The organism is Mycoplasmopsis synoviae ATCC 25204, from assembly GCF_000969765.1.
Taxonomy (GTDB): Bacteria; Bacillota_I; Bacilli_A; order Mycoplasmatales; family Metamycoplasmataceae; genus Mycoplasmopsis; species Mycoplasmopsis synoviae.
This window is the reverse complement of record NZ_CP011096.1, coordinates 457,541-471,707: the sequence shown is the minus strand read 5'-3', so window position 1 is coordinate 471,707 and position 14,167 is coordinate 457,541. Positions and strand designations below refer to the sequence as shown.

At 26.2% G+C, this 14,167-nt stretch carries 15 protein-coding genes; 3 read left to right on the top strand and 12 right to left on the bottom strand.

The features are described from left to right. Nucleotides 1-16: 16 nt before the first annotated feature. The 3 genes from ybeY to era are packed head-to-tail and all read left to right on the top strand — an operon-like array spanning nucleotide 17 to nucleotide 1,755. Entirely contained in the window at nucleotides 17-484 is a 468-nt protein-coding gene (gene ybeY / locus VY93_RS02105; RefSeq protein ID WP_020003233.1) for an rRNA maturation RNase YbeY, read from the top strand. After that, a complete protein-coding gene (gene cdd / locus VY93_RS02100) occupies nucleotides 477-887 on the top strand; it encodes a cytidine deaminase (RefSeq protein WP_020003232.1) in 411 nt (136 codons plus the stop codon). Before ybeY ends, cdd begins: the two co-directional genes overlap by 8 nt. Beyond that, the gene (era, locus tag VY93_RS02095; protein WP_020003231.1) at nucleotides 868-1,755 is read left to right on the top strand and encodes a GTPase Era; all 888 of its coding nucleotides are present in this window, start codon (nucleotides 868-870) and stop codon (nucleotides 1,753-1,755) included. The genes cdd and era overlap by 20 nt, the downstream gene beginning before the upstream one ends. A gap of 36 nt (nucleotides 1,756-1,791) precedes the next feature. Here the strand turns inward: era and VY93_RS02090 are convergent, their stop codons facing one another. The 12 genes from VY93_RS02090 to mnmA form a co-directional block, all read right to left on the bottom strand. After that, entirely contained in the window at nucleotides 1,792-3,690 is a 1,899-nt protein-coding gene (locus tag VY93_RS02090) for a P68 family surface lipoprotein (protein WP_020003230.1), read from the bottom strand. Between the two features lie 10 nt (nucleotides 3,691-3,700). Continuing rightward, complete coding sequence (locus VY93_RS02085; protein WP_020003229.1) at nucleotides 3,701-4,510, bottom strand: ABC transporter permease family protein; 810 nt, start codon at nucleotides 4,508-4,510, stop codon at nucleotides 3,701-3,703. Further along, complete coding sequence (locus VY93_RS02080; protein ID WP_020003228.1) at nucleotides 4,491-5,444, bottom strand: carbohydrate ABC transporter permease; 954 nt, start codon at nucleotides 5,442-5,444, stop codon at nucleotides 4,491-4,493. Before VY93_RS02080 ends, VY93_RS02085 begins: the two co-directional genes overlap by 20 nt. Beyond that, a complete protein-coding gene (locus tag VY93_RS02075) occupies nucleotides 5,434-6,612 on the bottom strand; it encodes an ABC transporter ATP-binding protein (RefSeq protein WP_020003227.1) in 1,179 nt (392 codons plus the stop codon). Before VY93_RS02075 ends, VY93_RS02080 begins: the two co-directional genes overlap by 11 nt. Next, nucleotides 6,605-7,393, bottom strand: coding sequence for an alpha/beta fold hydrolase (locus VY93_RS02070; RefSeq protein ID WP_020003226.1), 789 nt, complete (start codon nucleotides 7,391-7,393; stop codon nucleotides 6,605-6,607). Before VY93_RS02070 ends, VY93_RS02075 begins: the two co-directional genes overlap by 8 nt. A 105-nt stretch (nucleotides 7,394-7,498) precedes the next feature. After that, nucleotides 7,499-8,053: a hypoxanthine phosphoribosyltransferase gene (hpt, locus tag VY93_RS02065; RefSeq protein WP_020003225.1), complete on the bottom strand. Its 555-nt coding sequence runs from the start codon at nucleotides 8,051-8,053 to the stop codon at nucleotides 7,499-7,501. After that, nucleotides 8,031-8,705, bottom strand: coding sequence for a deoxynucleoside kinase (locus tag VY93_RS02060; RefSeq protein ID WP_020003224.1), 675 nt, complete (start codon nucleotides 8,703-8,705; stop codon nucleotides 8,031-8,033). Before VY93_RS02060 ends, hpt begins: the two co-directional genes overlap by 23 nt. Nucleotides 8,706-8,737: 32 nt before the next feature. Next, nucleotides 8,738-9,211, bottom strand: a complete 474-nt coding sequence (gene greA / locus VY93_RS02055) for a transcription elongation factor GreA (RefSeq protein WP_011283522.1) — start codon at nucleotides 9,209-9,211, stop codon at nucleotides 8,738-8,740. 54 nt (nucleotides 9,212-9,265) lie between these two features. Continuing rightward, the gene (locus tag VY93_RS02050; RefSeq protein WP_020003223.1) at nucleotides 9,266-9,937 is read right to left on the bottom strand and encodes a BC85_0335 family putative methyltransferase; all 672 of its coding nucleotides are present in this window, start codon (nucleotides 9,935-9,937) and stop codon (nucleotides 9,266-9,268) included. Nucleotides 9,938-9,944: 7 nt separating this feature from the next. Beyond that, nucleotides 9,945-10,358 carry a Holliday junction resolvase RuvX gene (ruvX, locus tag VY93_RS02045; protein WP_020003222.1) on the bottom strand — a complete coding sequence of 138 codons (414 nt, stop codon included), beginning with the start codon at nucleotides 10,356-10,358 and terminating at the stop codon, nucleotides 9,945-9,947. Next, nucleotides 10,346-12,982, bottom strand: a complete 2,637-nt coding sequence (gene alaS / locus VY93_RS02040; protein WP_020003221.1) for an alanine--tRNA ligase — start codon at nucleotides 12,980-12,982, stop codon at nucleotides 10,346-10,348. Before alaS ends, ruvX begins: the two co-directional genes overlap by 13 nt. 8 nt (nucleotides 12,983-12,990) lie before the next feature. Next, nucleotides 12,991-14,109, bottom strand: coding sequence for a tRNA 2-thiouridine(34) synthase MnmA (gene mnmA / locus VY93_RS02035; protein WP_020003220.1), 1,119 nt, complete (start codon nucleotides 14,107-14,109; stop codon nucleotides 12,991-12,993). Between the last annotated feature and the right edge of the window lie 58 nt (nucleotides 14,110-14,167).

Sequence of the window (14,167 nt, the reverse complement as noted above, 5' to 3'; positions counted from 1 at the left end):
TAATATAATTAAATTAATGGTAAAAAATACTAATTTAATTAATATTTCAACATATAAAAATGATGTTATTTATTTTGAAAAAGAAATGCATGAAATATTAAATAACTTTGCAAAGTATTTTAAAATTAACAAACAAATAATTTTAGATGTTAGCATTGTTTCTAGTTATACTAGTAGAAAATTAAATTTTGAATATCGCCAAAAAGATAAAACCACTGACATTTTATCTTTTGGTTATGATGATTTTGATTTATATGACAAAATGCCTTTTTTAAATTTAGGTGAATTAGTTATTTGTAATAATAAAATTAAAAAACAAGCTATAATTTTTAACCACTCTATTAAGAGGGAATTTTTATACCTGTTTACACATGGACTGGTTCATTTATATGGATATGATCACCAATCCGAAAAAGAAAAAAAGGAAATGGATTTTATTGTTGATTCAATTTTTAATCCACTAAAAATTACAAGAAATGACTAAAGAAAAAACATTTTTTAATAAACTTCAAGAATTACTTAAAAAATCTTATTCACCATATTCAAAGTTTCAAGTTTCAGCAATTGCAGTTGATAATAATGATAATGAATACGAAGGCGTAAACGTTGAAAACGCTTCATTTCCATGTACAGTTTGCGCTGAAACTTTAGCACTAAGCGCTTCAGTTTTAAGAGGATCAAAACCTGGCACATTTAAAGAAATACATATATTATCATCAAGTGATAACTATATTTCTCCATGTGGTCTTTGCCGTCAGGTTATGAGTGAATTTATGCATGATGATGCTAAAATTTATCAATACTCTCAAAATGGAGATTACAGACTTGAAACATTATCAGAAATTTTAAAACACCCAGTGAGAAGAGATGACATCAAATCAAAATAAAATCTGTTTTGTAACTATTGTTGGGCGTCCAAATGTAGGAAAAAGTTCCCTACTAAATACTATATTAGGATATAACCTTTCAATTGTAACTCCAGTAGCTCAAACTACAAGAAATCAAATTACCGGTGTATATACTGAAGGTAATTTGCAAATAATTTTCATCGATACTCCAGGAATTCATAAACCAAAGAGTTTATTTGGTGAACATTTAAATAAAGAAGCCTTTGATACATTTTCAAGCGTTGATTTAGTTTTATTTTTATCGCCAGCTGATGAAGAAGTTTTAAAAGGTGATTTATTTATTTTAGAAAAACTAAAAAATGTTAAAAACAAAGTTGCTGTAATTACCAAGTTAGATAAAGTCAATTCAAGGCCACAATTACTTAAAGATAAAGTCAATAGTTTAAAGGAACATGATTTTAAAGAAATTGTTGCTACATCAATTGAAAACGAAGAAAGCATTGACTCGCTTGTTCAGCTTATTGAAAAATATTCATATCCAGGAGATTTTCAATACGCTGAAGATGATGTAACTGATAAAAGCGTTTTATTTATAACAAAAGAAATAATTAGAGAATGCGCAATTAATAATTTAAGCGATGAACTTCCACATTCTATTTATGTTGAAATTGAAAACTTTGAAGAAGATGAAAACTTTCTTTTAGTTGAAGGAATTATCTACGTTACCAAAGATTCACAAAAAGGAATGCTTATTGGTAAAAACGCTTCAATGATTAAAGAAATCGGTCAGCTTGCCAGAAATAAAATTTCAAGCCAATTTGAAAAAAGAGTTAATTTATTTTTAAAAGTTAAAGTAAGCAAAAATTGACAAAAAGATCCTAAAATTCTTAAAAAAATTGGATATTAAAAAAACAGAAAATTTCTGTTTTTTTAATCGCCTATTTTAAAGTTTTCTAACTAGTCTTTGGAATTTAGTAAGTTGTTCCTCACCGGTTGTGCTTGATTCAAAAACATTACTTTCTTTTGTTGGGGTATTAAGATTAAGTAGATCATCTTTTAGAATATCCACTAGCACAGCAGTATTATAGTCACCAACATTATTTGCTTCTTTTACATCGTCATTATTTGTATATTTTAATAACGATTCAAGAGTTACTATTGCTGAATTTAATCTATTTGCTTTAATTAATTTTTCATCAATACTTAGTTTAATTGATTCACGTTTCCCAGAAATAAAACTTTCACCAGAGGCTATTCTTTCTTTGAATGCTTTAAGTTGTTTTCTTCAGTCAGATATTAGCTGGTCTCTAGAAGCTATCATTTTATCTAAATTTTCTTGAGTTACAGCACTTTCCGATGGAAGAATATATCCTGAAAGCTCTGCAATTTTCATTCAGTTAGGAACCTCTTCATCTTCTTCAAAAGTTTTTCTTCCAATAACGGTTCCTGTATAAAGTCAGTTTAAAAACTTAGATGTACCTTTATTTAAATCTTCATCGCTACTTTGAATTGCAACAATACTTGATCCACCTTCTCAATATGCTTTATTGGCATTTTCTTTTGCTAAAAGAAGTTGTGATTTCATGAAAACATCATCATGAGATGCTCAGCTTTTATATTCTTCTGTTTCTTCGGGTTCTTGAACTCCTGATAAAAACTGTGCAACTGATAAATATGATTGTTGTGTTGCATTAGAACCTACAGAAGCTGCATATGAAATTGCAGAACTATATTTTCTAATGTCATAGCTTCCTCAATCTGCATTTTCATTTTTCTTAAATTGAATACTTTGAAACCTTATGTCGTTAGTTCCACCTTCTTTAACTTTTCTTTCAGCTAAAGCGGCTTTTCATTCATTTCATAATTTAACAAAAGTTTTTGAAGCTTCACTTTCAGAATTTTTCAAGTTTTCAAAATTAATTTTTGTAGGTTGATTAGCGTCAGATGTAGTTTCTAAATTTCATAGTCTTTGACTATCTTTAGTTAGTGATTGAAGTTCTTTTCTAAATACATCTTCTTGATAGTCAATTGATAAAACATTAGCAGATAGTTTTAATTCGCCAGTTTTTTCTTGATCAAAATCTGTTGCGTCATAAACTTTTTTAGCAAAGTCTCTAATACCTTTAAAAGTTTTAAAAGTATCTTCAGTTACGTGATATCCATCAAAGGCCGAACTTGATTTAGCTTTAAGAGCGTAAAATGGTGATCTTTTAGGAATATCACTTCCAGTTTCTGAAGCTGCTTTAGCTTTTTGAACTAAATCAAAATCATCAACCTTTCCACCATTACTTTTAATTAACTCAAAAAGTTTATTCATTATATCTAAATTAAATACAACTGAATCAGTATCTGCGATATCGAAAGGCACGTTAAATAATTGCTTTGTATCTAAACTTTGTCCAGCTAAAATGCTATGACTATCTTGAATTTTTTGGCTAAATCTAATGTTAAGTCCATTTTCTTTTAAATCAAGAAGTTTACCTCTTGATTTCATAAGATAAGCTCCAGTTTGATTTGAAAGAATAATATTTGGAATATTTTCTGAATTAGCATCGATATTAGTAATAGTATCGGTGATTAATCTAAGCTCTGAATAAGTTTGAGTTTGAGTTTGAGTATGAAGAGATACCGGAATAAAATCTGGATCTTCAAAAAATGTTCTATTGTAATATTCAATCATTGGTTTTAATGCAACCATTAAAGGTCATGTATCACCTTGTGCGGTTGCAAAAATAATTTGTTTATCTGCTGGTTTTACTTCATCAGCTCCACATGATACTGCTAGCGGAGCAGCTGATAAAATTGCGCTTCCAGATAAAAATAAAAATTTAAGTTTTTTCATGATGTGTTTCTTAAGTAATTGTTTTGTTTATAAATTTTGAAAATACTAGGTAAATTCCAAGAGGAATTGAAATTGCAATTACGCTTCCGGCTGCAAAGACATTTGCAAGAGGTGCAAATTGAGTTTTGGGAAAACTAAATCAAATTGAAATAGTTAGTGTGTTTGTATTGTTTAATAAAAATCTAGGTCAAAGAAAATCGTTTCAAACTGAAGTAGTTGTAAATATTATTAAAAGTAGATAAGATAATTTTAATTCTGAAAAATAAACATAAAATATTTTTTCGTATCATTTTAAATTATCCACCATAATAATTTTATTTTTTTCTTGAAAAGTTTTATAAGCAATTTTAAAACTATATGTAAAAATAAAAAATGAAAATATAGAATTAGTAATTAGTGAAAATGTTCTAGCTGAAGATAAATTTCAATTGTTTAAATTTAATTTATTTTGAAAATATAAAACATATTCAGGCACAAAACTAATAAAGATAAAAAAGTAAATTAAAATGCTATTTATTTTTTTATTATTAATTTTTAACATTCCAGCAATGGCTAGCGAATAGATTAAAATTCTAATAATAATTAAAGTAAATATACTTGCAAAAGTTACCGCTAATGCTTTAATAAAATTATTATTTAGCACCATTTTAAAAGCTTCGTTTGAAGTATTATTAAATCAAAAATTAATAACTCCAGTATCTATATCAGAGCTTTTTGTAAAAGCTAAAACAAGTAAATAATATAGTGGAAATAAAATAATTATGCAAAGCAAAATTATGAAGTTAATTTTTAAAAATTCTTTAGATATTTTTTTTAGCATAAAAAACTCCAAATACTTTTTTAAAAATTAAATAAAGCTTTTTGATAAATTTTGGTCTTAATAAATTTCAAACTATTGCTAAGAAAAATATATAAATTAAAACCAAAATAGAACTTGAATAAATTTGCCCTTGATTTATTTGCACAGCTCTTGGTATTCCTAATCTTTCTAATATATAACTAGCAACAGTATGCCCATGATATAGTTTTAAATCAAAGTTAGTATCTAATATAGCGCCTGGATATAGTAGAAATGCAAAAACAAAATTAGTTAGCATTATTACAAATATTGTATTTTTAAGTTCAACAAAATAAATGTCTTTTACTTTATTAAAAAAACTTAAATTGTCTAATTTTATTAATTTGTAATATTTTCGATTTGCTTTATTGATTGCTGCTGCAAATAAAATAGTATTAAATGGAAGTGATCTTCAGATTTGAAACAAAATGTAATATCAAATAATATTTATTTTTCCAAATCTAAAATTTAAATCATTTAAATTAAGTATTCTAAAGAAAATATTTTTTTCACCAAATAAAACTAAAAACGAAAATCCAATTGCAAATGATGATAAAAAAAACTGTGAATAAATTAAAGTTAGAAAAATATTTTTACTTGACTTTAATATTAAGCTTTCAATAACGTAAGCTAAAACAAAAGCGATAATAAATGAAATAAAAGTTGCTATAAATAAAATTGCTGTGCTATTTTTTATAGCTTCTCAAAAATAAGAATCATTTAATACTTCTTTGTAATTATTTAAGCTTCTTTGAGTTATTAAAAAATTATTTGAATATGGCCTAATTGTAAATGATGCCTCTATTGATTGAATTAGTGGAACTATGTTAAATAGAATTATCATTACAAGTAGTGGGATTAAATATAAAAAACCAATTAGTGACTTAGAATTTAATTTTATTTTTTTAAGAAACAAGTTCTCCTTTTTGGTTGTATTTTAAAATGTCTTTATCATCAAAACTAATATGTAATTTTGATGAAATTTCATAATTATTTTTAGAAAGTAAATTGATTTTAAAATTATTAAATTCTAAGGTGTAGTTTATATTTTCGCCAAGGTGTTTTTTATTAACAACTATAGCATTTGGTTTTAAAGATTTTTCATCTATTTTGATTTTATTATGTCTTATATAGTATGAATAATTTTGATCTTGTTTTATTAAATTTATCTCTGGATAACCGATAAATTTGGCTGCAAATAAATTTAAAGGTTTTTCATAAAGTTCTTGCGGAGAAGAATGCTGAATGATTCTTCCTTCATTTATTAAAATGATTTTATCACCAAGTTTCATGGCATCTTGTTGGTCATGAGTTACTACTATAAGTGATAAATTAAATTCTTTTTTAAGATCTAAAATTCAATTTATAGTACTTTCTTTTATTTTGGCATCAAGAGCTGAAAATGGTTCATCTAAAATAATAAATTTATTTTTTTTAATAATTGCTTTAGCAAAAGCAACTCTTTGTTTTTGGCCGCCAGATAAATTAGAAGCTTTTTGTTTTTCTAAAGATAAGATATCTAATTTTTGAGCTACTTCTTTTCATTTTTTATAAAAAATGTTTTTAAAAAGTAATCTTTTTAAATTTTGATAAGCTTTCTTTAAATTTTTTGAATAGAAAAATATTTTTAGTTTGAATAAAAGTAAATATCAAAAACTAAGTTTTGAATCTTTATAATATTTTTCAATTAAAAAATCTAAATTTTGTTTTTTTGAATTATTAAATGAATTAGAAAGCAGTTTCATTTCATCAACTAAATTACTTTTAACTCATTGGGGATAATTTTTAGCGCTTAAATAAACATTTTTTAAAACTGAAATATTAGGATAAACATTATTACTTTGCATAATGTATCCGATTTCATAAATTTTAGGATTATTTAAAATCTTAATTTCACCTTTAGTTGCTTTATTAAAGCCGCTAATTAAGTCAAGAAGCGTACTTTTTCCGCTTCCACTTGGTCCTAGTATTACTGTGGTTGTATTTTGATTTATTGTTAAATTATTTATTTCTAAAATGGTTTTTTTATGATATTTAAATTCTAGGTTTTTAATTTCAATTAAGCTTTTATTTTTATTATTCATCTAAAATAAAATCTTCAACTATTTTTATAAAAGCTGGGAAGTTTTCATTAAACATCATATGTCCGGTTTTAGGTATTCAACAAGTTTTAATATTTTTAACTTGTTTTTTAAAATAACTTAAACATAAATCGCGATCAATAACACCATCTTTTTCACCTAAAACAAGTAGCGAAGGCACTTTGATTTCCAGGTGAGCATTAGCGATGTCGTTATGTAAATTAATATCAGGTAAACTTTTACCTAATTTAGTTATTGTTTCGTTATTATAATCTTGCGAGTTAAATAATTTTTCTTGTTCTTTTAGTCAAGAAGAATCGTTTATAAAGCTAGGATCATAATAAAGGTTTTTGATAAATTTCAAATATTGTTGAAATGTTTTTGGAAAATAACTATCAAAGTAGTTATCTTTTAAAGATAGTGAGGTTTTATTCATTGGAGCTAAAAAAATTAATTTTTTGATTAAGTCAGGACGCATTTTATAAGCTAGAGAAATAGTTCCTCCGCCCATTGAATGACCAATTAAAATAACGTCTTTTAAATCATTATTTAAGATGAATTCTACTAATAACTCTGCGTATTGATATACGCTAGCCTCATGGTTTGATAATAACTTTAAATTATTATTTCCAGGAAATGCTAAAGCGTAATAATTGCTTTTTTCTCAATACATCTCAAAGTTAGAAAAGCAATTCGGGGATGAATTAAAACCATGCACAAATATCACCGGATTTTTAAAATTATTGTTATTTTTAAAAATATAAGGATATTGGTATTTAATCATTAGTCTCCGATGTTATTTTACTATTTTTTATAAATTTAAGCACAAAAAATGCGATCATTTGCATTTTTAGAAAATTAAAAACCGCATTGAAGCGATTTTTAAAAATTATTCATTTAAATCAATAAATTTTTCATCCATGATTCCAATATAAGGAAGATTTCTAAGCTTTTCTTTATAATCAAGACCAAAGCCAACTAAAAAGTAATTTTCAACTAAAAAACAAGCGTAGTCTACTTTAAGATTTACTTCTCTGTTGTGAGGCTTATCCATTAAAGTTACTATTGAAAGTGATTTTGGATTTCTTTCTTTAAGCATTTTTTCAACCTTAGCAAGAGTAACTCCGCTATCGATTATATCTTCAACAATTAATACGTCTCTATTTTTAATATCGGTATCTAAATCCATTATCACTTTTAAATTACCGGTGTTAGCTGATTTTCCAGCGTATGAACTTAGAGTCATAAAATCGATTGCAAAATCGACTTCTAGTTTTTTAATTAGTGATGCTAAAAATGGAACTGAACCTTTCAAAAGTCCTACAACTAGCAGATCTTTTGAATCTTTATATTTTTGATTTATAAAATCAGCGCAGGCTTTAATTTTTTCTTCGATAAATTCTTGGCTATATAAAACTTTTTTAATTCATGGATGTGTTTTCATATTTTTCTTCTTTGTATTTATTAATTATTTCTATTGCTTTTAATTCAACTTGCTTTGGAGTTAAATTATTGGTATCGATTATTTCGTATTTTATTTCATATCTATTAACGATATCGATAAAGGTTTTTTTATAAACTCCGTGAAGTTTTTTAAAGTATTCTTCATTTTGACTTCAGGTGTTAATTTCAATTTCCCGACCTCTTTTGAAAAGTCTTTCTTTGAAGTTTTCAAAAGATACATCTAAAAAAATAGCTAGCTCTGGAAAGTCGTCTTTAGAAACTAATTCTTTGAAAATTGCCTCATAAGCTTTAAGTATTTTTTTAGGAAGTTTTTCTAGAATAACTTTAGCAAAAACGTAATGCTCTGCTCCAAATCTATCTAGAAAAATAATGTCGGAATTTTTATCTAAATTTTTAGAGTTAAATTCTCTGATAATGCTTTGAACTTCGTTAATGTGTTTTTCAACAACATAAGCTTGAAATGCAATATTTAAATGCGGGCGATTTTTATAAAATCAATCAAGCATGGTATTAAAGACTACATCTTCTTCTTGAAATTCATTTAGTAGCATTGATTTTTTATAATGCTTATTTAAATTTTTTGATAGTGTTGATTTCCCTGAAGAAATCATTCCAGAAATTCCAATTAACATAATTAAAATTAATATAAAAAAAATTACAAATGTTAATCTCTATTGTGAACACTTATAATTTTAATTTCGTATTTCTCCAATCCTTCAACTTCCACAGTGTCTCCTTCTTTTTTTGACATCATTGCAGTCGCAAGCGGAGAGTAATTTGATATTTTTTTGTTAAATGGATCAGCGTCATGAATTCCCATTATTGTAACTTCGTCTTCTTTGTTAGTGCTTAAATCTAAAAAAGTAACTTTGCTTCCAATTGAAATGGTATTTTCATCTTTATGTTTAATTAGTTGAGCTTTATCTAGAATTCCTTCCAGTTCTAAAATTCTAGCTTCTACAACAGCTTGTTTATCTCTAGCTACATCATATTCGGCATTTTCAGATAAATCCCCTTGAGCTCTAGCTTCTTTAAGAGCATTTTGAATTTCAACACGATCAACTTTTACAAGTTTTTCGTATTCTTTTTTATATTTATCTAAAGTTTCCTGTGATAAAAAAATTTTTTCTTGTTCCATATATTCCTAACTATATTAATTTTAATTATATATAAATATAGACATTAGCATTAATTATTTTTTAATTACCATAAAAAAATATTTAGTCCCAAATGGTGAAATTTCATATAAAAATTTATGGTCTTTAGCATAAGCTATTAATTCTTTAACTTCTCTTTTGGTTAGAATTGAATGTTTGATAATAACCAAAGAATCATTTGTAAATTTATCTTTTAATTTATTAAAAATTTCAATTGGGTTATTTTTAGATGAAAAAATCGCAAGCATATTTAGCGGAGATTTTTCATCGTATTTTTTAATATCTTTTTCGAATTTATTTGGCACTTTTTCTTTGATGTAATCTCATGAATAAGAATCAAATTCAGTTTCTAAATATAGCGTATTTTTTTTGTTTTTATTATTTATAGAATAAAAAGGAAAGTGATCTTTATAAGAAATAATTAAACTATTTTCAAAATTATTTTGATAAATGGTATTTAAAATTCCTTCAATGTCAAATGCGTTAGCTTTGGTTTTAAATAATTCAATAAGTGAAAAATCTAGCTGACCTACATCTTCACGAAGTTTGTTAATTTGATTTCAAGCTTCTTGCTGCGTTTTGGCAAAATATCTATTTCTAGTTCTTCTAATAATTATTCAAGTAATAATTATAGACAGCAGCGCTATAAAAAAGGCAATTCCTATAGAAATTGAAAGTCATTTTCTAACATTTTCACTAAAAATCATATTTTCCTTATTTATATAAATCTAAATAGTCTTGCAAAATAATTTTAGCTGCAAGCATATCTTTTTTATCTTTTTGTTTTTTATTTTTTATATTGGCTTGATGCAAAATTTCACTAGCTTTTCTTGAAGAATAAGATTCATTAATTAGCTTTATTTTTTGATCAAAATTTTTTTCTAAATGAATTATAAATTCATCAATTAATAAACAAGTTTTAGTTTTTTCTCCTCTTGAATTTAAAGGATAGCCAATTATAAATTTGTCAATTTTATATTCATCTAAAAATAGCTGGATTTTTTGAATTATTTTTTCATAGCTACCATCATAGTCAAAATTTTCAAGAGCTAGTGAAAAAGAATTTGATTCATTTGAAATTGCAAAACCAATTCTTGAAAGTCCAAAGTCAATTCCTAATTTTCTCATTTATATTTTTCTTTTAAAAATGTTTTTAATTTTGAATAATCTTTAATTGAACCCATTGCAAGAATTGCATTTCCACCACCTCTAAGTTCAAAATGATTTGCAAGTTCTTTTAACACGTTAATTGAATTATATTTTTTTGAAGCAAATGAAATTGCGCTTTGAGTTTCGCCTTTAGAAATTAAAATAACTAAAGCATTTGGAAATTTTTCTCTAATAACTCCTGATAGGTTTTTAATTTCTTCTTTTGAAATTTCATCATTTAAATATAAATAATTACCATTTATATTTTCAAGCTTAATTTCATTTAAATCAATACTTATTTTTTTAGAGTTTTCTTTGATTTTATTTTTAATAGCTTCACTAGCTAAATTAGTTAAGTTTTTAATTTCTTGGATTTGGTTGCTTAATTCTAAAGATTCATCTAATGAAACCTTAAAATCAAATTGCATGTCTTTTAGTTTTTTAACTAAAACAAGAAGCTCCTGCATTAATTCTTGCTTTTGATTTTCTAAATATTTTTCAATTGTTTCTTTTGAAGATATAGCTCTAATTCTATATACTCCTGCGGCTTTTTTTTCTACTGAAGTAATTTTAAAATCTTCTAAAAGTTTTGTGTTTTCAAGGTGAGTCCCACCACATAAATCAGCAGTAATTCCATTGAAATTAACTATTCTAAGTTTAGAAGAATCCATGTATTCGGCTTCTTCTAAAGTCATAATAGCGTTTATTTCTTTTGCCTGATCAATATCCATTATTAAATATTGACGATCTACTTTTTTTTGAATATAACTTTTTACTAAATTTTCTACTTTTAAAATTTCTTCGTTAGTAGGTTTGGCATCAAAAGGTGCGTCAAAGGTTAATCTATCTTCGTTATTATCTGAACCTAGTTGTTTTATTTGATTTCCAAATACGTTTCTAAGCGCACAAAACATCAAGTGAGTTCCTGAGTGATTTCTTTCAAGACCTCTTCTAATTTTTAAATCAACTTGGCAAGTTACTGGATAATTTTTAGAAAGTTTTCCAACTACCTTATGAACATGGTTTCCAAATTTATCTTTAAATACATTTAATATTTCAAGCTTTACTCCATTTTGTTCTATGTAACCTCTGTCGTGTTTTTGTCCACCACTGGTTGCATAAAATGGAGTTTTATCAAGAATTAAATATGAAGTTCCATCGTTTTCACTTAGCTCATTTTCTTCATTTAGTAAATGAAGAATTTTGCTCACTGAATTAGTGTGTTCATAACCGATAAATTCATCTTCTTTAGCTTTAATTAAAGCTAGTGAATTTATGACTTTATCCATTCCAGCTTCTTTTTGATTTCTAGAAGCTTCAATGTGTTTTTCTTTAGCTAAATTAAATTCTTCTTTGTTGATTTTAATATCTTTTTGAAGCAGAATTTCTTCTGTTAATTCAAAAGGAAATCCATAAGTTTCATGAAGCTTGTAAGCTAGATCACCTGGAAATAAATCTTTAGAAGAATTTTCTGAGATAAATTTTTCTAAAATTTCTTTTCCTTTTGAAATAGTTTGACTAAATAAAACTTCTTCTTCTTTAATTACTTTAGCTACCTTTTTTGAATCGTATTCGAAAGGTAGTGATGCTTTAATTACATCAACTAATTTATATAAAAAAGGACTTTTAGTAATTTTAAGTTGAATGGCTTTATAATAGCTTCTTCTAATTAATCTTCTAAGAATATATCCTCTTGATAAATTAGATGGTTTTTCTCCGTCAGCAATAGCATTAACTACTGTACGCATATGATCAGCTATTATTTTAAAATATGAATTAATTTCTTCTTGAGCTATATCTTTTATAAAGTAGTTTTCTATTTTATATCTATAGCTTGTATATTTTTCAATTTCATGAATTATTGGAAGGAATAAATCGGTATCGAAATTAGTAGGAGCGTCTTGTAAAATCGAAACAATTCTTTCTAGTCCTGCACCGGTGTCGATATTTTTTTGATTAAGCTCGGTATAGTTACCTTCGCCATCTGAATTATAGGTAGAAAAAACAATGTTTCAAATTTCAATATAACGATCATTTTCGATATCGTTTTTTAAAAGCTCAATTCCTCTTTGATCGTATTTTTCACCACGATCGTAAAAGATTTCAGTGTTAGGTCCAGATGGTCCTTTTCCTACTTCTCAAAAGTTAGTTTTTCTATCACCTGGAATTAACTGCTCTTCTTTAAAACCTTGTGAAATTCATAAATTTTTTGTTTCTAAATCATCATGAAAATATGTAAAGTAGAGTCTAGATCTGTCAAGCTTTAATACATCTAAAACAAACTCGGTGGCAAATTCAATGGCTTCTTTTTTAAAGTAATCTCCAATAGAAAAATTTCCAAGCATTTCAAAAAATGTATGGTGCCTTGCGGTTATTCCTACATTTTCAATATCGTTGGTTCTAATTGATTTTTGAGAGTTAGCCATTCTCTTTGATGGCGGATTTTTTTTACCAGAAAAATAATCCTTTAGCGTTGCTACTCCTGAATTAATTCAAAGAAGTGAATTATCATTAACAGGAATTAGCGATTTTGGGGGAACAATAAAATGATTTTTTGATTCAAAAAAATCAAGTCATGCTTTTCTAATTTCTTTTGAATTCATATTTGCCTTTATAGATAAGTTAGTTTTTGGTCGTTTAAATATATTTCTTCAATAACGGCGCCACCGATGCATTTTTCGCCATCATAAAATACAACTTGCTGTCCGGGTGTTATAGCTTGAGCTTTATCGTAGTAAACTTTTACAAAATTATTTTCTAGAAATTCAACTTTTACTTTTGAATCTTCTTGACGATATCTAAATTTAGCGCTTAAATTTTTTTTATTAAAGTTATTTGTATTTAAATTTAAATTAGAAGCTAACAGTGAATTTGATTCTAGAAATTCTGGCCGCGAAGATGGTGCTACGTAGATGATATTTTCAGCAACATTTTTACCGCAAACATAATAAGATTCTTTATTGCCGCCAAGATTTAATCCTTTACGTTGTCCGATTGTATAATAAAAACATCCAGAGTGTTCGCCTACTATTTTTTGATTTGTAATATCTAAAACATTACCTTTTTTTGCTGGTATATAGTTTTGAAGAAATTCAGCAAATTTGCGCTCTCCAATAAAACAAATTCCAGTTGAATCTTTTTTAGCAGCAGTTATTAAATTTTGCTCTCTAGCTATTTTTCTTATTTCATCTTTGGTTAGATTTTCTAGTGGAAATAAAACTTTTTTAAGTTGCTCTTTAGAAAGCTGACTTAAAAAATAACTTTGATCTTTGTTTTTATCGCTGGCTCTATAAAGCTCGCCATTTTTCATTTTGGCGTAGTGTCCTGTGGCTATATAGTCAGTTTTTAATTCGTTAAAGGCATGCTTGGCAAAGAGATCAAATTTAATGTATTTGTTACATAAAATATCAGGATTTGGAGTTCTACCTTTTTTATATTCACTTATAAAATTTTCAAAAACATAATCCCAGTATTCTTTGACAAAGTCTACTCTATATAGCGGTATATCAAGTTGTCTTGCGATTTCTTGCGCGTCCTTGTAGTCTAGCTCTTGCGGACAGATATCGTTATTTATTTCTCTATTGCCTAAATAATCATTATTAATTAAGCTATCTCAATTACGCATAAATAAGCCAATAACGTTGTAGTTTTTTTTAAGTAAATAAGCTGCAACGGAAGAGTCAACTCCTCCGCTAAGGCCTACAACTACCGTTTTTTTGTTATTTTGCATAAATGTCCTTATATTATATATTTATTATTATGATTAAAAATTAAAAAACCATCTAAAA